19 protein-coding genes are annotated in these 16,740 nt (G+C 35.9%); 5 read left to right on the forward strand and 14 right to left on the reverse strand.

Annotated features, from left to right (window positions below; translation table 11 throughout):
* Positions 1 to 286: 286 nt before the first annotated feature.
* The 4 genes from recR to NE363_RS09785 form a co-directional block, all read right to left on the reverse strand.
* Positions 287 to 883 carry a recombination mediator RecR gene (recR, locus tag NE363_RS09770; protein WP_004701819.1) on the reverse strand — a complete coding sequence of 199 codons (597 nt, stop codon included), beginning with the start codon at positions 881 to 883 and terminating at the stop codon, positions 287 to 289.
* 9 nt (positions 884 to 892) lie between these two features.
* Positions 893 to 1,222, reverse strand: coding sequence for a YbaB/EbfC family nucleoid-associated protein (locus NE363_RS09775; RefSeq protein WP_002113538.1), 330 nt, complete (start codon positions 1,220 to 1,222; stop codon positions 893 to 895).
* 257 nt (positions 1,223 to 1,479) lie between these two features.
* A complete protein-coding gene (locus tag NE363_RS09780; protein ID WP_445534946.1) occupies positions 1,480 to 1,716 on the reverse strand; it encodes a hypothetical protein in 237 nt (78 codons plus the stop codon).
* Between the two features lie 176 nt (positions 1,717 to 1,892).
* Entirely contained in the window at positions 1,893 to 3,080 is a 1,188-nt protein-coding gene (locus tag NE363_RS09785) for an O-succinylhomoserine sulfhydrylase (protein WP_174742014.1), read from the reverse strand.
* A 133-nt stretch (positions 3,081 to 3,213) separates the two neighbouring features.
* Here NE363_RS09785 and NE363_RS09790 point away from each other — a divergent pair, with 133 nt between their 5' ends.
* Complete coding sequence (locus NE363_RS09790) at positions 3,214 to 4,299, forward strand: alpha/beta fold hydrolase (RefSeq protein WP_077168561.1); 1,086 nt, start codon at positions 3,214 to 3,216, stop codon at positions 4,297 to 4,299.
* Positions 4,300 to 4,417: 118 nt separating this feature from the next.
* Here NE363_RS09790 and NE363_RS09795 read toward each other — a convergent pair whose 3' ends face one another.
* The 4 genes from NE363_RS09795 to NE363_RS09810 all read right to left on the reverse strand — a co-directional run bounded on the left by NE363_RS09795 (position 4,418) and on the right by NE363_RS09810 (position 6,843).
* Positions 4,418 to 5,185 (reverse strand): class I SAM-dependent methyltransferase, encoded by a 768-nt coding sequence (locus tag NE363_RS09795; protein WP_445534947.1) that lies wholly within the window; start codon positions 5,183 to 5,185, stop codon positions 4,418 to 4,420.
* Positions 5,186 to 5,364: 179 nt separating this feature from the next.
* Positions 5,365 to 5,739 carry a cell envelope integrity protein TolA gene (locus NE363_RS09800; protein WP_086496259.1) on the reverse strand — a complete coding sequence of 125 codons (375 nt, stop codon included), beginning with the start codon at positions 5,737 to 5,739 and terminating at the stop codon, positions 5,365 to 5,367.
* Between the two features lie 177 nt (positions 5,740 to 5,916).
* The gene (locus tag NE363_RS09805) at positions 5,917 to 6,141 is read right to left on the reverse strand and encodes a hypothetical protein (RefSeq protein ID WP_077165366.1); all 225 of its coding nucleotides are present in this window, start codon (positions 6,139 to 6,141) and stop codon (positions 5,917 to 5,919) included.
* A gap of 501 nt (positions 6,142 to 6,642) precedes the next feature.
* Entirely contained in the window at positions 6,643 to 6,843 is a 201-nt protein-coding gene (locus tag NE363_RS09810) for a hypothetical protein (protein ID WP_019459061.1), read from the reverse strand.
* Positions 6,844 to 7,477: 634 nt separating this feature from the next.
* Here NE363_RS09810 and NE363_RS09815 point away from each other — a divergent pair.
* The 3 genes from NE363_RS09815 (at position 7,478) to NE363_RS09825 (ending at position 9,495) form a co-directional block, all read left to right on the forward strand.
* Entirely contained in the window at positions 7,478 to 7,747 is a 270-nt protein-coding gene (locus tag NE363_RS09815) for a YARHG domain-containing protein (protein WP_004701840.1), read from the forward strand.
* Between the two features lie 18 nt (positions 7,748 to 7,765).
* A complete protein-coding gene (locus NE363_RS09820; RefSeq protein ID WP_000312749.1) occupies positions 7,766 to 8,179 on the forward strand; it encodes an HIT family protein in 414 nt (137 codons plus the stop codon).
* Between the two features lie 254 nt (positions 8,180 to 8,433).
* On the forward strand, positions 8,434 to 9,495 hold the full coding sequence (locus tag NE363_RS09825) for a porin (protein ID WP_004701846.1): 1,062 nt from the start codon (positions 8,434 to 8,436) through the stop codon (positions 9,493 to 9,495).
* Positions 9,496 to 9,602: 107 nt separating this feature from the next.
* On the opposite strand, the gene NE363_RS09830 is transcribed toward NE363_RS09825, so the two are convergent.
* Together NE363_RS09830 and NE363_RS09835 are read right to left on the reverse strand one after the other, a co-directional pair.
* The gene (locus NE363_RS09830; protein WP_068934515.1) at positions 9,603 to 10,193 is read right to left on the reverse strand and encodes a YidB family protein; all 591 of its coding nucleotides are present in this window, start codon (positions 10,191 to 10,193) and stop codon (positions 9,603 to 9,605) included.
* 99 nt (positions 10,194 to 10,292) lie between these two features.
* Positions 10,293 to 10,754 (reverse strand): DUF6231 family protein, encoded by a 462-nt coding sequence (locus NE363_RS09835; protein ID WP_016138231.1) that lies wholly within the window; start codon positions 10,752 to 10,754, stop codon positions 10,293 to 10,295.
* Between the two features lie 39 nt (positions 10,755 to 10,793).
* Here NE363_RS09835 and NE363_RS09840 point away from each other — a divergent pair, with 39 nt between their 5' ends.
* The gene (locus NE363_RS09840; RefSeq protein ID WP_445534948.1) at positions 10,794 to 11,663 is read left to right on the forward strand and encodes a DUF2797 domain-containing protein; all 870 of its coding nucleotides are present in this window, start codon (positions 10,794 to 10,796) and stop codon (positions 11,661 to 11,663) included.
* A 35-nt stretch (positions 11,664 to 11,698) separates the two neighbouring features.
* On the opposite strand, the gene NE363_RS09845 is transcribed toward NE363_RS09840, so the two are convergent.
* Genes NE363_RS09845 through NE363_RS09860 form a run of 4 tightly spaced genes read right to left on the reverse strand, consistent with a single transcriptional unit; the run spans position 11,699 to position 16,732 of the window.
* A complete protein-coding gene (locus NE363_RS09845; protein WP_445534949.1) occupies positions 11,699 to 12,817 on the reverse strand; it encodes an ABC transporter permease in 1,119 nt (372 codons plus the stop codon).
* Between the two features lie 4 nt (positions 12,818 to 12,821).
* Complete coding sequence (locus NE363_RS09850) at positions 12,822 to 13,946, reverse strand: ABC transporter permease (protein WP_348902119.1); 1,125 nt, start codon at positions 13,944 to 13,946, stop codon at positions 12,822 to 12,824.
* A 10-nt stretch (positions 13,947 to 13,956) separates the two neighbouring features.
* Positions 13,957 to 15,720, reverse strand: coding sequence for an ATP-binding cassette domain-containing protein (locus tag NE363_RS09855; RefSeq protein ID WP_445534950.1), 1,764 nt, complete (start codon positions 15,718 to 15,720; stop codon positions 13,957 to 13,959).
* Positions 15,713 to 16,732, reverse strand: a complete 1,020-nt coding sequence (locus NE363_RS09860) for an HlyD family efflux transporter periplasmic adaptor subunit (RefSeq protein WP_445534951.1) — start codon at positions 16,730 to 16,732, stop codon at positions 15,713 to 15,715. The genes NE363_RS09855 and NE363_RS09860 overlap by 8 nt, the downstream gene beginning before the upstream one ends.
* Positions 16,733 to 16,740 lie beyond the last annotated feature (8 nt).

Raw genomic sequence — 16,740 nt, forward strand, 5'->3', positions numbered from 1 at the left:
CAAAGAGTGCTTTAAACTCTGGTATATATAACATAGCAATAGAAAAATGCTACTGAATCTCGGATGAATAATCTATTTTTGAACAATTTCCCTAAAAAGAGATAATTTTTTGATCATTATTTTAAAGTTTTTCAATTTAACACCCTTATAAAATTTATTTTTCCACAACCGCTTCTTTTTAATTTATATATTCACTAAATAATTTTTAAAAATATACTTTTGTCTTCTAAAACTATTTTTAATAATAGGATTGATTTTAAAAACTTTGAAATAAGCACCGAAGTACTTATTTCATACGCATGCGGTTATGAACAGCCTGACTTAATGTATGACTATCAACATATTCAAGTTCACCACCTTGTGGTACACCCTGAGCAATACGTGTCATATGAATAGGTAAATGTTTCGTGGCTTCGACCAAGTAGTGTGCTGTCGCCTGACCTTCTACTGTAGCATTAGTTGCCAAAATAACTTCTTCAATAGTACCTTGGCTTAAGCGTTGAATTAGGTAAGGAATACCTATTTCCTCTGGCCCGATACCATCTAATGGAGAAAGATGACCACCTAATACATGGTATTTGCCACGGAAACTACCACTTTGCTCAATTGCCATCACATCTGCCGGAGACTCAACTACACAAAGCAGTTGATCTTCTCTTTCTGTTGAGGCGCAAATGTCACAAATTTCGTGCTCTGTTAAAGAGTGGCAAACACTACATTCATGAATATAACTTGATGCTTCATGGAGAGCATGCGCTAAAGCAAAGGCACCTTCACGATTTTTCATCAACAGATGTAAAGCCATACGTTGGGCCGACTTCGGTCCAACGCTAGGCAAAATACGTAAAGCTTGAACGAGTTGTTCAAATCTATCACTAAACACTGAATTTCCTTAGAACATGCCTGCTAAACCAGGAGGTAAACCCATACCTGAGTTAGCTTTTTGCATTTTCTCTTCAGAAATTACTTCTGCTTGACGCACAGCGTCATTAACTGCCGCAGCAATCAAATCCTCAATCATGTCTGGTTCATCTTGAAGTAATTCTGGATTAATTTCGATACGTTTTACGATATAACGACCAGTCATTGTTACTTTAACTAAACCGCCGCCAGCCTCAGCATGTACTTCAGTTTGAGCAAGCTCTTCTTTGGCCTTTTTTATATTTGATTCCATATCTTTTTGCATGCGCTGCGCTTGCTGCATGAGCATATTGATATTCATAAACCTAACTCCGTATCTCTATCAAATATGATTGATAGTCACATAACACTTCGGAACTTAAACTCTTTTATTACCCCCACCGATCATCAAGATCATTGAGGTCATTACGTTTAAATCAAAATTAATCCGCAATTCTGACACAATAAATTAATGTTTTCTATTGGTATCTATGAAACTATTTTCGTTAACTCATCCATTTAAAGTTTTCTATACAAAAGTTTTGAGACTTAGGAACCGGTTCTCTAATTTAACTGACACTACTGTGAAGCTTGAAGATTTTTATTGTCAGATTTGTATTCATTTAAAGGCATTTTCTGAAAAGAAGCATTTGCTTTTTCAATTGAATGATCGGCATCTTCAACTGATTTGTTCGCATCATTAATCAACAACACAGTTTCGCTGATTTGAGTTGGTTCATCTTTTTGGGCAAATACTCTATATCCAATTAAACCAATTGCCCCTATAGCGACTAAAAAAATTATAGGTTTAAGCATGGTTAAAACTCGCTTTGTTATTTTTATTAACTTTAGAACTTTTTTACGTTTCGATTTTAAAGTCATTTACAACAAAATGTAGTTTTTTTATTTCAATCGTTGGTTAAAAGTAAAAGTGAATTTAAAGAAAAGCCATACTAAAACCAGTATGGCTCAGTCTTAAATATATAAATTAATTAGATTAAATCTAATCCGCGTGAGATATCACCAATAATATCGTTAATATCTTCTAAACCAACTGAAACACGGATTAAACCTTCTTGAATTCCTGCTGCTTGTTTGGCTTCAGCAGAAAGTTTGCCGTGTGTTGTTGTCGCAGGGTGTGTGATTGTCGATTTAACATCACCTAAATTACCAGTAATTGAAATAAATTTGGTGTTATCAATCACCTTCCAAGCACCTTCTCGTTCGCCTTTAACAACGAAAGAAACAATCCCGCCAAAACCATTTTGCTGTTTTGCTGCAAGTTCATGTCCTTCGTGAGTTGGAAGGCCTGCGTAATAGACTTTCTCTACTTTTTCATGAGTAGACAACCATTCGGCAAGCTTTTGAGCACTTTCACAATGGGCTTTCATACGTAAACGTAAGGTTTCTAGACCTTTTAAGAAAACCCATGCATTAAACGGGCTCATTGATGGCCCAAGTGTACGGACGACACCAAAAACTTCTTCTAACAACTGATGATTACCGACAACAGCACCGCCTAATGCTCGCCCTTGTCCATCTAAATATTTAGTTGCCGAGTAAATCACAAGGTCTGCACCAAATTTTAATGGTTGCTGTAAAACAGGCGTACAGAAACTATTATCAACTGCAAGTAATGCACCATTCGCATGTGCAATATCTGCAAGTGCTTGAATATCTGCAATCTCAGCTAAAGGATTCGATGGTGACTCAACAAATAAAAGTTTAGTTTCTGGACGTACTGCGTTTTTCCAATCGTCCAAATCACATAAATCGACAAATGTAATGTCTACACCAAACTTGGCAATATATTTCTCAAACAAGGCAACAACTGAACCAAAAACTGCTCTTGAGCAAATAACATGATCACCCGCTTTTAAATATGCCATAGCAACTGACAAAATCGCGCCCATTCCAGAACTTGTCGCAACAGCACGTTCAGCACCGTCTAAAGCTGCTAAGCGTTTTTCGAACATCGATACAGTCGGATTGGTAAAACGTGAATAGATATTTCCTTGAACTTGACCAGAAAATTTTGCAGCCGCTTCAGCAGCGTTTTCATACACAAAAGATGAAGTCAAAAAAATCGGTTCGCCATGCTCACCTTCAAAACTACGAGTATGCCCGGTACGAATGGCTAAAGTATCAAGTTGGTATTCTAAATCATCAGACTGGTTCATTAAATGTTCGCCTTTACTGGTCATGTACTAAAAACTATCATCATTTTGAGTGCCTAGGGTATTTAAGGTCAAGGTAAACCTGAAAATTATCGCTTAGACTTCAATCAATCTTTAGTATAGTTGGTAAAACAAGATGAAACGCTTAAAGTCCCTTGTCTCTGAACAAAGTCAAATCAAGCACCTCTCTACCCGACTATTCCACCCCAAAACACTGGTGTTGTCTCAAAGCACGCATTACGAAGTTATTGGTCAATTTAATGAAACTCGCATTCGTTACTATGCTGCTGCTCAAAAGCGCTTTAAAGAACCATTAGTATTTGTTGCACCTTTAGCGATTAATATGGCGATCTATGATTTATATCCTTATCGTTCTCTTATTAAACATTTCCAGAATGCAGGTTTCGACGTATACCTTGTCGATTGGGGACGTTTAGGATTTAAAGATAGACATCTAAACTTTTTATCATTTATTGAAGATTTTATTCCTAAAGCCATCGAGGTAATACGAACGCATTCAGGTAGCAATCAAATTTCACTACATGGATGGAGTATGGCAGGCATATTCGTTACTTTATATACGGCGCATAACCAACCTAATTATGTCAAAAACCTTATAGTCTTAGGCAGCCCTATCAATAGTTATGCATCTGGTTATATTGGAAAACTCTACAGAACCATAAATAATGCTATTAGTCATAATAAAAAACTTCAGCAACGTATTTATTCTGGTTTACCAAAGCGGTTGATTCATACTCCAGGTATTTTAAATTCTTTGGGATTTAAAATTCTTGACCCTAAAGGCTGGTTCGACGGTCATATTCAATTACTCAAAAACCTTCATGACCTTCAATTTGTACAAGAGCACGCCACATTAAGTAGTTTTTTAAACAATATGATTGATTATCCTGGTGGTATTAATCAGGACATGTTATTCAACGTATGGCTACAAAATCCGTTGAATCAAGGCTCTATTCAATTAAAAGATAAAAAAATTGAATTAAAAAATATTGCTTGTTCTCTTTTAGTCGGTGCAGGTCGTAGCGATCAATTAGTCACAGCAGATGCTGCTCAGCCATTAAGTCAATTAACCAGTAGCCAAGATGTAACCTTTACCCTTATTCCCGGAGGTCATTTAGGACTGATGTCTAGCCAAGCAAGTGCACAAGAATTTTGGCCTAAACTGGCAGATTGGTTGACGGAACGTTCGACTATAATTTAAAAAACGACTACGAAAAAGCCCTGATATAAAGGGCTTTTTCATTTTTTATAAACCATAACTGTATATTTGATCAGTTTTGAAGATTGCTAATATTAGAAATCTTGAACATACAACCGAGTTAAAAAGATATCTTTTTAAATACAAAATACCCTACCTTACTTTCGAAACTTCCGTCTTTTTGAAGGTTGAAATATTTTCTGACAATATCTGATGCATTTTCTTGTAGATACTTAAGCGTTTTTATCTGATCTTCAGGTGTTTTCATACGCTGTACCCAACTATCAAAATCTAGCATGAGTGATTGTTTATCTAAAGCAGTTAACTCAAAGCCAGCGTCCTCAATAAAGTAAACCCATTCTTTAATACTGTAATTTCTTACATGACTCGGGTCTCGAATCACTTCTATAGTTTGCAAAAAGGTATCTAATATGGGAAAACTTGAGCTAACAATATCAACAAAAATAACGGTACCATTAGGTTTTAAAACCCGGTTTATTTCTTTCATGGCCGTTGGTACATGTTGCCAGTGATGAGCAGAATATCGACTAATGACTACATCAAACTGTTCATCTGTAAAAGGCATATCTTCAGCTATACCTTGTTGTACAAAGATATTCTTTATTTTTCGGTCATTGGCAGCTTTTGAAACAGTATCGAGCATTTCATGAGATAAATCATAAGCAAAAACCAGATCAGCATGGTGAGCAACGCTATAAGCCACATGACCACCACCACAACCTAAATCTAAAACAACCGCATTTGGGTATTTCTCAATTTCTTTAATAAATTTATCAAATTCAACCCCTTCAGAATGAGCGGTGCTATTCAAATAACTTAAAGATTTATTGTGGTACTGCTTTAAATTAATCTCATGTTGATTCAACATGGCTTATTCCTCTTTTTCGATAAACTAAACATAGAAGAAAAAGCTGATAAAAAATAATGATTAGTTTTTAAATAATTAATAACCTAAAGTTATCAATCAATCGTAAAATTCACTATAAAAACAAGGAAACCACCTGCCGGTGGTTTCTTGAAGTAAAGAACAAGTTCATATTGAAAAATTTACTTAGATATAAATTTTATATTGAATTTTCTAGCTTGCTTACGAACCTCAGGATTAGTAGGTAAATTAAATGGACTTGAACGCCATATAGCTTTTTCAATACTTGATTTAAACTTTGGGTCTTCTTTATCAAGAAAAATAATTTGCTCAATTTGACCTGTGTCAGTTAAAAAAACTTTAACACTAGCACTCATACCAGATGAAGATGATGGGACATCCCAAGTTCGAAAGATTTTTTTCTGATATTGTTGCTTATATTTTTCAGCTTCTAATATCGTTTTATCATCATTACTTTTTGGTGATGATAATGACTTAGTATTAATTGCGCACCCGCATAATAAAAATATAGAAGTAAAAATAATGATACTTTTCATTTATAAAACCAATTTTTTCAATGATTAAAATTTAACATTTTATCTTTTTAAAAACCACCAAACTGGTGGTTTTATACTTAGCAGCTTTTACTAAATAGAATGCTAGTAAATTTAATATTTCAGCTAATTGACCAGTTTATTTAGTTTAACTATTCAATTTCAAATTCTGTTCACTTATTAAAATGCTACCTCATAACGTGAATTGATATTTGAATGTTCAGGCATGTTAGCAATATCTTGCTCAGTAAAAATTCCATGCTCAGGTACTTTCGTTCCATTAAATGCGGTATTCACTGGAGTAACTGGTGACTTGCTAACATAATTTTCATCAGCTTTATGGGTGAGTGATGCACAACCATTCAGCGTCAGCACCACAGCAAAAGCGAATAACAATTTTTCCATACAGCCTACCCATTGTTGTAAAAAATAAAACAACCTATCAAATTAAACAAAAATTGTCATATATTTAAAACGATCAGGCTTTGATCGATTTTTAACAAATCTTAATAAAATGCAAACCAATTTGCATAAAATGTTAAATTGTGTAAAATACCTAAATAATTTAACGATATGCTTTAACTTATGGCTTTTCTACTTTTTTTATTTTTATTATTTACATTCGTGCTTCTTTTAAATGCTCACTATAAATAAGTGGAGTATTTAGGTGTAAGCTATTATTTTGATGCATATTTTATTAGTTTAAAAACAAGAATATTTTCTTCTCATTCAGCCAATTTTTCAGTTTAAATTTATACAAAAAATAAAAAGCCCGCTTTGTAAGCAGGCTCTACCCTTTTGATTTTTTGCGCTGATCATTCAGGACTTTTGCTGTTTGTGACAGCGATCGGATATTACACTTATACTTAAATATTAAAAAGAATAATATTATTTAAATTGATGTTTTTACTCATCAAGTTCTATCGGATCACCATCTTCAGGGCGAATATGTCTTGTTCCGTCATCGGCAGGATCAACGCTAGATCCATCCTTAGTGATCGAGTTATACATTTCATCCTCTTTTTTATCGTCTATAAATTCTTCATCTTCAAAATCAAGAGGCTCTTCATCATCTTCAAAGTTTAAAGGCTTTTCTTCATCTATCATGTGATTCATCCTTTTTAAATTATGTCATTTCATGCTCAATTAAATACCGGATATATTCAACAGTGAACACACATCATTTATGTAACGAACACTTAAGAAATATTAAAAGATATAAAATTAAAAAGATGTTATTCGAAGTATTTTAAGAATTCCTCAATAACAGGCAAAGGGTCGAAACTTTTATGAGCGTTCGCTAACCTACCCATTCATGTTTTGACTTTATACAAAAAGCTTTCTTCGACCAAAGTCCCGCATTCGCTCCCATACCCGTTTTTTTTCGCCATAAACTGCAATGACCGTAATAAACAGTTTTCATTTAAAGAAATATAGAAATTTTCTTGATTACATAAACAAGAACCGATGTTACTCATATAGCGTATTTAATTCATCACTATGAAATTTTAATAATCGTTTTAAATATTTATTATGTATATATTTTTATTATTTAATCTAAAATAAAATATAACCAATTGATTTAATTTAAATTTTAAAAAAGATATTGATATGTAAAGCTTTTTTGTATTATAAGATAAAACATGATTTTTAATAACACTTGAGTAATTAATAGTCATTGAAATATTGGGAATAAACCTTATATTGAGTACAGGTTCATACCTTAACTGAGGAAAAGCTCATGAATAAATTATTGGTTGCAGTATTCACTGGAATGGTATCTCTTGCCGGCTTCAGTGCTCAAGCTGCAACACCTGAGCAAGAATGTCAAAAATTGCAAGATGATTACAATTTGATTTATGCATCAAAAGGCTTTTGCTTTAAAGACCAAGATGCTAAAGAAAAATATGGTAATGAAAACTGTCATACGACTAAGCCAAAATTCTCTGATAAAGAGCAGCAACGTCTAGACGCAATTAAAGAACGTCAAAAAGAATTGAAGTGTAAATAGTACTTAAAGGAATAATTCATGGCATATGATGATCAAAATATCTTCGCAAAAATTTTACGTGGTGAACTTCCAGCGATAAAACTCTATGAAGATGATCAAGTTCTAGCTTTTATGGATATTATGCCCCAAGCCGATGGTCATGCATTAGTTATTCCAAAAACTCCTGCAGTAACTTTACTTGATTTACCCCCTGAGGCAGCAGCTTACACCATCCAGATTGTGCAAAAGATTGCGAAAGCAATGGAAACAGCACTAAACCTAGATGGTATTGTTCTCATGCAATTATCTGGGGCCGCTGCTGGACAAACTGTCCCTCACGTTCACTTTCACCTAATTCCAACAAATGTTCACCAGCTTGGTAAACATGCTGCGCAATTAGGAGATCAAGATAAAATCAAGGCTTTAGCCGAAAAAATTAAAGCAGCTCTTTGATTTAAAGAGTTAAAAGCGGAGCTTAGGCTCCGCTTTTTTTATTTAAAAAGTGTAATAAAATCAAAATAAAATAAAGTATTTCTAATTCTTATTTGTCATAAAACTGTCATTTCTTCTTCACTCCACTGTCACAAAGTTTACAGATACTTCTTAGCAAGTTGGTGAGCTTCTGTAACTTTTTGTACATAAGCCAACTAGAAAATAAAAGTTAGCTAGGCATACGCCATTTAAAAATACCTTTTGGAGAAATCTCAATGAAGAAATTGCTTCTCGCTGCCGCAGTTGCAACTCTAAGCGTAAACGCGGTGCAAGCAGCGCCAACTTTGTACGGTAAACTCAATGTTACCATTGACCAAGTTGACAACAAAAATTTCGATGGTAAAAGTGACGTTACCGAAGTTAACTCTAACGCGTCTCGTATTGGGGTAAAAGGCGAAGAGAAATTGACTGATAACTTGTCAGCAGTTTATTTAGCTGAATGGCAAATTAATGCTGATGGTGATGGTACAGATCTTGGTCAACGTAACCGTTATATCGGTATCAAATCAAATAATGTTGGTACATTGAAAGTTGGTAAATTTGACTCTTACTTCAAAAATGCCGCTGGTAACTACCAAGACATCTATAACGACCACACTATTTTAGATATTACCAACACAATGTATGGTGAAGAACGTCTAAATAACGTTATTGGCTTTGAATCTGATCCTAAACTTCTTGCTGGTGTAACATTCAACGTAATGTTCCAACAAGGTGAAACGCCTGCTGATCCAACTCCAGGCGCATCTGGTAACGATGACAAACGTAATGGTTTTGGCGACTCAGTTTCAGGCTCTCTCGGCTACGAAAATAAAGACATTGGTTTAGCATTGGCTGCTGCTGCTAACTACAGCGTACAAGGTAAATACAATGCTTATGGCCTTAGCAATATTTTCTCTGATGCTTACCGTGTAACTGGTTCTTACGATTTTAGCAAGCTTGGTGCAACTGGTCTTGTGTTGGGTGGTTTATGGCAACATGCTGAACCAACTGATGAGTTGACTAAATATAAAGGCTTACAAGAAGATGCATGGGTTGGTGCTATAACTTACAAAATTGGTGAAACACCTTTTGTTGTAAAAGGACAATACCAATCATCTAAAGCTTCTGTAGATGGTCAACAAGATCGTAAAATTGATCAATACGGCGTAGGCTTAGACTACAAAATCAATAAACAAGCACGTTTCTACGGTATTGTTGCTCAACAAAAACGTGACTGGCTTGCTCAAGACGACAAACGTACTGTTGTAGGTGCTGGTATGGAATATAACTTCTAAGTTATTAACCATCCTTCATAAAATAAAAGGGCTTAAGCCCTTTTATTTTATTGTACGTACTAAAAAAGCCGATATAAAAATGATCGGCTTTTTTTAAAGTATATCTCTTATTTTAAGAAACCACTTACCAGATTCATCACATTTTGAATGTCTTGATTTGCTTCTTGATGATCTGTACTGTCACCCTGAGGTGTTAAAGAGTCAATAACCTGAGGTAACACAGATGCGATCGCACCATAAACTTGTTCTTTTGGCGCTTGAGCCTGCTGGGCAACTTGCTCAATATCTGCTGGGTTAAATAGGCTTTGTAATTGCTGGGTAGGAACTTCACTATTACTTTGATTTGGGTCAACCCAACTTTGAACTTGGCTACCTAAGCCAGCGCCTTTTAACTTTTCTAAAGCAGCTTGTAATCCACCTTGTTGTTGAACCCAACCTAAAATTAAAGGTACAACCGCAATTAATAAACTTTGTACGCCACCTCCTGTTTGAGGTGCATTGTTGTTGCCTGTCACTTGTCCCAATACCGAACCTAATACACCACCTAGACCGCCTTGAGCACCAGAAGAAGTATTACCGCCCATTTGTCCCAATACAGAACCTAAAATTCCACCCAAACCACCTTGACCTGATGCTTGCTGGTTCCCACCTAAAGCTTGTTGAGCCAAAACTTCTACAATACTGCTTAAATTTGTCATGTGTATCTCTTATGCATGATTTATACATGAGCATACGCGGATTCTTATGAACACAGCAAAAGCCAAATTGTTAAATTTTGAAAGAGATTTGCTTGCCTTTTACCAGCGAAATTTATTCCAGTTCTCTGGGTTCGCCCAAAACTTTGAATTAAACCAGTCTGGCACATGTTTATAGGTCAAAATGTTGAATTGCCATAAAGCAAAATCACTATCATGTGATGTTTTATCAATAAGTTGCGTGAAGCCTAAAGAACGTAATAGCTGTTCATCACTGCGTTTGCTTACCACAACAATCCGTTTTGCCAACAAATCTCTTAGCTTCACTAATAATTGTGATTTTTGTACTTCAGTTATGTTCTGCATTTCATCTGTATCAAACAATACAAAACCCAAATCATAACGCTGAGTAAAAGGCAGACTTAAAAGCTCAGTTACGGTAAAATAGTGCCATTGAATTGCGTTATTCTGGTCAATTTTCTGGCCAATACAAAGTGCAGTATGAATGGGCTGTTCGTTTGATAAATCGTCTAGCATAGAAGTGATGACATTTTGTTCAGCCATAACTGCAACCCTTAATTGAAAGATGTGAGTTTAAACTTTATGGAACTACAAGGCATTTGCCATAAAATGCATGCAGGCCTAAAAGATGCTAGTGTAACTGATCAACAGACAACCAAGGCAAATGTTAAATACAAATTTGTATTAGACCGTTCAGAAATTGATCTTCCTTTTAATTTAGGACAAGAACTAGAAATCGAATGGACAGGTAATATTTATTGCACTTCTTGTGGCACTAAAACACCGAAGTCTTATTCTCAAGGTCACTGCTTTAAATGTTTTAAAACAAAAGCTGAATGTGACCTATGCATTATGAAACCAGAAACATGCCACTACCATTTAGGTACATGTCGTGAAGATGACTTTGCCCATAATGTTTGTTTCCAACCCCATATTGTCTATTTGGCAAATTCGAGTGCTTTAAAAGTAGGTATTACTCGTGTTAGTCATATGCCAGGTCGTTGGTTAGATCAAGGAGCAACTCAGGCTTTACCAATTATGAAAGTTGGATCACGCCGTTTATCTGGTCAGCTTGAAACTATGTTTGGTTCTTTAATTGCTGATAAAACTGATTGGCGTAAACTCCTTAAGGGTGAAGCTGAACCTCTCAAACTGACAGAACAGCGTGATCAATTAATCAAGGAGTTTGCACCAAAAATTCAAACGATTCGTGAGGAATTTAGCCAAAATCTTGAATTTAACGAAACTGTAGAATTATTAGAAGATGAGTTACCACGAGAATTTGTCTACCCAGTAGAACAATATCCTGAAAAAATTAAATCTCTAAACCTAGATAAAACACCAAAAATTCGTGGTGTATTACAGGGTATTAAAGGCCAATATTTAATCTTTGATATTGGTGTTATCAACATTCGTAAATATACGGGTTACGAGCTTATTATACGTGCCTAGATAAGTTTTAAAGCCCCTAAAATGGGGCTTTTTAATTAAGATAATCTGTTTCTGAATAGCCAAGCTGCTAAAGGTAAAGTAACTACTCCCAGTATAATCATTGGGATAAAGTTGTATTTGACTTGTGCAAAGCCTGCACCTTCCAAATAAACTCGTTGTACCAAGTTAATTCCAAACCTTAATGGATTTACGTACGTTGCTATTTGTAATACTTTCGGCATATTTTCTACAGGTGTCAGTAAGCCTGAAAGTAACATTAAAGGCATAATGAGTAAAAACGTAAATAGCATGGCTTGTTGCATATTTAAAGATAACGCTGAAATAGATAAACCCACACCAACTACAGCCACATTAAAACTTAGCAAACCAAAATAAAGTAGCCCAATCGAGTCATTCATGGGAATTTTAAACCAGAACAAAATGATCAAGAGAATAATAGTTGATTGTATCAACCCTACAAAAATTGGTGGTAAGGCCTTACCAATCATAATTTGTAATGGTGTATATGGTGTCACTAGTAACTGATCGAATGTACCTTGCTCACGTTCACGAGCAACTGATAAAGCAGATAAAAGTAATGTCTGCATCATACTTAATGCTGCAATTAATGATGGCATTAAGCTCCAACGAGACTCTTGATTTGGATTGTACCAAGTTCGTGTTTCAAGACTAATCGGCAAAGCTGAGTTAAATTTTTGCTGATTAAACTCCCCAATTATTTTATTTAGATATGAACCAGCTACAACCGCGGTTGATGAATTCCTGCCATCAACAATGACTTGTATAGGTGAACTTTGGTTATCATTTAATTTGCCCTCAAAATCTGATGGAATCGTAATCACGACCAGTGCCTGACGGCTATCAATTACTTGTTTGATTTGTTCGGTATATTCAAGTGTTGCAACACGCTTAAAAATACCAGAGCCATCTAGTTTTGAGATTAGCTCATGTGAAACTTGCCCATTGCTCTGATCTAAAATTGCATAATCCACACGGTTAACATCATAAGTTGCAGCATAACCAAACAAAAGCGCTTGCATCAGTGCAGGTACAAATAGAATGACTCTATTTGCAGGGTCACTAAAAATGGTTAAGAATTCTTTTTTGACCAAAAAACTTAAGTGTTTTAGCCAAGCGATTAGTTGCTGCCACATAACTTTATCTCAACCGTTTTTTTAGTGAAAAGTTCACGGCACATATCAAAACAACGATATATCCCAGTAAAAAGCCACATTCTTTAAGCCATAACTTCCAATCATCACCTCCCATAAATAAAGTTTTAATTAAAATCATAAAATGTGTAGCTGGAAGCAATTGGCTAATAATTTGCACGACTAAAGGTAAGTTACGGGTATCAAAAACAAATCCTGACAGCATAAGTGCGGGCATAAAACTTGCCAATAAAGCAATTTGACTTGCCTGAAACTGACTTTGAGCAAAACCGGATATAGTTAAACCAAGTAATAAAGAAACAACTAAATAGAGAAATGAAGCCGATAAAATTGAGAATAATGAACCGCGCATGGGCACTTCAAAAATAAAATAGGCAGCAATAATACAGATCACGATATCAATCATGCCCACAACAACATAAGGAATAAGCTTTGCTAATACAATTTCAAATGGTCTTACAGGTGTGACAAATAAGGCTTCTAGTGTTCCTCGCTCCCTTTCACGGGCGATAAGTAAACCAGTTAAAAATGCACCGATTAAAGTCAAAATAAGTACCATTAAGCCAGGGACTAAAAACCAAGTACTGTTAGCAGACTCGTTAAACCATATTCGTTGTTCAATATTAACGGCGCTTGACGTTGCTAATATTTGCCCACGGTCAACTTGTATAGACGGCGCGGTAGCTAAAGCACCTGTAACATAACCTTCTAAGGCTGTTGCTATGGTGGTGGATGTACCATTTAATAATAGTTGAACCTTTGCATTACCTTGCTGTGCCTGAGTGGCGAAATCTGAAGGAAAATGCAAAATGGCATCAATTTCGCCATCTCGAATGGCCTGCTCTGCTTCAGGCAAATTATGAAACTCTTGACTTGTTAAATATCGTGAGCCATTCAAACCCGCTAAAACCTGATGGATTTGTGGTGAAGACTGATCAACTACAACTCCGACCCGGGCCTGATTTAAGTCAAAGGAAAGTCCATAACCAAACAGTAAAATTAAAATAACAGGCAAAACGAGTCCAATTCCAAGGCTGCTTTTATCACGAATGAGCTGCTTAGTTTCTTTACGAACTAATGCGATCAAGCGATTCCAAAACCCTAAGCTCATTGCAGACCTCCTAAACAGCGTGCCTTAATGCACGTGCTTGTTCCACAATCGCTATAAAAGCCTCATTCATATCACCAACATGCTTATCTTGACTGGCTAAATTGCGTACTTGTTGTGGTGAACCTAAGGCCAATAACTTTCCAGCATCCTGTATTGCAATGCGGTCACAATATTCTGCTTCTTCCATAAAATGAGTGGTAATAATGATAGTAATCCCTTGATTTGCCAGCTCACCAATGCTGTACCAAAATGAGCGGCGTGCAAGTGGATCAATACCACTCGTAGGTTCATCTAAAAATAAAATTTCTGGTTCATGTAATAGTGCAGCAGCCATAGATAGGCGCTGTTTATAACCACCTGGTAAATCACCGCTTTTAATATTTGGATTTAAATCGTATTGCTGTAAGGCTTTATCAATTTGTTGATTTAGTTTTTTGCCAGTTAATCCATAGGCCCCACCAAAAAACTTTAAGTTTTCCAAAACTGTTAAATTACTATAAAGCGCAAATTTTTGAGAGACATACCCCACTTTGGCTCTGGCCTCAGCACGAGCTGTACGTAAGTTTTTACCAGCAACTTCTAGATACCCACTGCTTGCTGGTAACAATCCACATAACATCCGAAATGTTGTGGTTTTACCCGCGCCATTCGGCCCAAGTAATCCAAATATTTCGCCTCGCTTTACATCAAATGATGTATTGGCAACGGCAGTAAAATCACCAAAGGTTCTAACTAAATCTTTAACCACAATGACGGGTTGTTCTGATTTCAAATGATTGTTTTGTTCTAATTGAAAATTCTGCTCAGGAACAGATACTAGTTTTCGTTGCTTTTGAGTCTGCTGCAACAACATCATAAACGCATCTTCAAGTTCTGCTGATCGCCTATGAGCGACTAGCCCCTGAGGTAAAATATCTGTTGATAATTCTTTTTGGCGACCGATAAAATTTACTTGTTCACCCTTTGGAACAGCGTCAATAATGTCAACAGAATTTCCAAGCAATTGAGCTTGTAAAGTCCGTGCCTTAATTTGCTCTGAAAACTTTACTTTCCATGTTTGTCCATGCGCTATTTCTTTTAATTGCTCAGGTGAACCTTGCTTTAAAATTTTGCCCTCATACATGATATACACGTAGTCACACTTTTCTGCTTCATCCATATAAGCTGTACTTATAATAACGCTTAAGCTTTCCTCTTGAACAAGCTGTTCAATAATGATCCATAAATCTCGTCTTGATAAAGGGTCTACTCCAACACTAGGCTCATCAAGTAACAATAACTCTGGTGAACGAACTAGAGTACATGCCAGACCTAGTTTTTGCTTCATACCACCAGAAAGTTGCCCAGCTAGACGCTCAGTGAATTGAGTAAGATCCGTTATTTCCAATAAACGTTTAAATCTTTGACTACGTACTTCCCTTGGAACGCCGTGTAAGTCAGCATATAAATCTAAATTCTCTTGTACGCTTAAGTCTTCATATAGCCCAAAGCGTTGTGGCATATAACTAATACGGTCTTGTACAGCTTGAGGATGTTTATCGATATCAAACCCAAGCACATTCAGAGAACCTGAAGTAGCTTTATATAGTCCAGCAACTAATCTTAATAAAGTTGTTTTTCCTGCGCCATCTGGGCCAACTAAAGCAATAAGTTCTCCTTTATTGATTTGCATATTCAAATCATCAATTGCCTTAGTATTTGCTAACTTTTTATTTTCACCTTTAAAAGTCATCGATAAATGATGGGCTTGAACCACTACATTATTATCAGTCATGAGCTTTCTCACCTGAAACAAGTGGTACTTTTACAGTCACTGGTTGACCCATTTTCAATTGATCATTCGGGTCATTTACATAAACCCGAACTTCATAAACTAGAGTTGTTCTTATCTCATCAGTCTGTACAGTTTTAGGAGTGAACTCAGCCACAGAAGATATATAGCCAATTTTTCCATTGATAGGTTGATTTGGGTAAGAATCTCGAATGACCTGTGCCGTACCCCCCATATGAATGGAACTTAAATCTTTTTCATTTGCATATACACGAACCCATTTAGGGGCAGTCAAAGCCAATGTATAAACTGCCTTTTGCGCAGTGGTCATATCTCCAACTTCTTGTAACCGTGCCCGTACCACTGCATTTACAGGAGACTTTAGTTCAGCTTGACTAAGGTTATAGTTGATTAGATCTAAATTAGCTTTGGTTGCGTCATATTGTGCTTTGGTTGCTTCCCGATCCTCTTGTCTAGCCCCTTTAATGATCAATTCTAAATTAGCTTGTCTTTCACGGACTGCTGCTTCAGCACTATATTGATTGCTTTTGGCATAGTCGAGCTCTTGTTGGCTTATTGCCCGACCATCGGTACTGTTCACCAATATTTGCAACCTTTGCAAGTTTTTACTGGCTTTATCTAAGTCAGCCTGTGTAGAAGCAAGTTGTGCTTTTGCTTGACTAATTTCTTCTGGCCGAGCTCCGACTTGTTGTTTAACAATTGCCTCTTGTTGAGCTTTAAGTTGTGCTTGAGCTTGCTTAGCCTGAATTTCTAAAGAATTGGTATTCAGGGTCGCCAGTACTTGACCTGCTTTAACTTTATCGCCTTCTTGAACTAAGAGTTTCTCTATACGGCCAGACTGTTCAAATGCGAGGGAAACTTGGCGAATATCCACGTTTCCATATAGAGTTAAATCATTATCTTTTTGATTCTTATTATTATATTTCCATACCCAGAAGCTGATGATAACCAGAGCTAAAATAACTAGGACTATGGCAATCACTTTTTTATTCATCTTATTAT

The sequence above is a fragment of the Acinetobacter sp. G18 genome (assembly GCF_052660225.1).

Bases quoted from the DNA above. Each gene is read 5' to 3' on its own strand.
- NE363_RS09825 (WP_004701846.1), top strand. From the start codon at position 8,434: ATGAAGAAATTGCTTCTCGCTGCCGCAGTTGCAACTCTAAGCGTAAAC.
- NE363_RS09775 (WP_002113538.1), bottom strand. From the start codon at position 1,222: ATGAATATCAATATGCTCATGCAGCAAGCGCAGCGCATGCAAAAAGAT.
- NE363_RS09835 (WP_016138231.1), bottom strand. From the start codon at position 10,754: ATGGCTGAACAAAATGTCATCACTTCTATGCTAGACGATTTATCAAAC.
- NE363_RS09780 (WP_445534946.1), bottom strand. From the start codon at position 1,716: ATGCTTAAACCTATAATTTTTTTAGTCGCTATAGGGGCAATTGGTTTA.
- NE363_RS09860 (WP_445534951.1), bottom strand. From the start codon at position 16,732: ATGAATAAAAAAGTGATTGCCATAGTCCTAGTTATTTTAGCTCTGGTT.
- NE363_RS09805 (WP_077165366.1), bottom strand. From the start codon at position 6,141: ATGGAAAAATTGTTATTCGCTTTTGCTGTGGTGCTGACGCTGAATGGT.
- NE363_RS09850 (WP_348902119.1), bottom strand. From the start codon at position 13,946: ATGAGCTTAGGGTTTTGGAATCGCTTGATCGCATTAGTTCGTAAAGAA.
- NE363_RS09855 (WP_445534950.1), bottom strand. From the start codon at position 15,720: ATGACTGATAATAATGTAGTGGTTCAAGCCCATCATTTATCGATGACT.
- NE363_RS09785 (WP_174742014.1), bottom strand. From the start codon at position 3,080: ATGAACCAGTCTGATGATTTAGAATACCAACTTGATACTTTAGCCATT.
- NE363_RS09830 (WP_068934515.1), bottom strand. From the start codon at position 10,193: ATGACAAATTTAAGCAGTATTGTAGAAGTTTTGGCTCAACAAGCTTTA.
- NE363_RS09810 (WP_019459061.1), bottom strand. From the start codon at position 6,843: ATGATAGATGAAGAAAAGCCTTTAAACTTTGAAGATGATGAAGAGCCT.
- NE363_RS09840 (WP_445534948.1), top strand. From the start codon at position 10,794: ATGGAACTACAAGGCATTTGCCATAAAATGCATGCAGGCCTAAAAGAT.
- NE363_RS09795 (WP_445534947.1), bottom strand. From the start codon at position 5,185: ATGTTGAATCAACATGAGATTAATTTAAAGCAGTACCACAATAAATCT.
- NE363_RS09800 (WP_086496259.1), bottom strand. From the start codon at position 5,739: ATGAAAAGTATCATTATTTTTACTTCTATATTTTTATTATGCGGGTGC.
- NE363_RS09820 (WP_000312749.1), top strand. From the start codon at position 7,766: ATGGCATATGATGATCAAAATATCTTCGCAAAAATTTTACGTGGTGAA.
- NE363_RS09845 (WP_445534949.1), bottom strand. From the start codon at position 12,817: ATGTGGCAGCAACTAATCGCTTGGCTAAAACACTTAAGTTTTTTGGTC.
- NE363_RS09790 (WP_077168561.1), top strand. From the start codon at position 3,214: ATGAAACGCTTAAAGTCCCTTGTCTCTGAACAAAGTCAAATCAAGCAC.
- NE363_RS09815 (WP_004701840.1), top strand. From the start codon at position 7,478: ATGAATAAATTATTGGTTGCAGTATTCACTGGAATGGTATCTCTTGCC.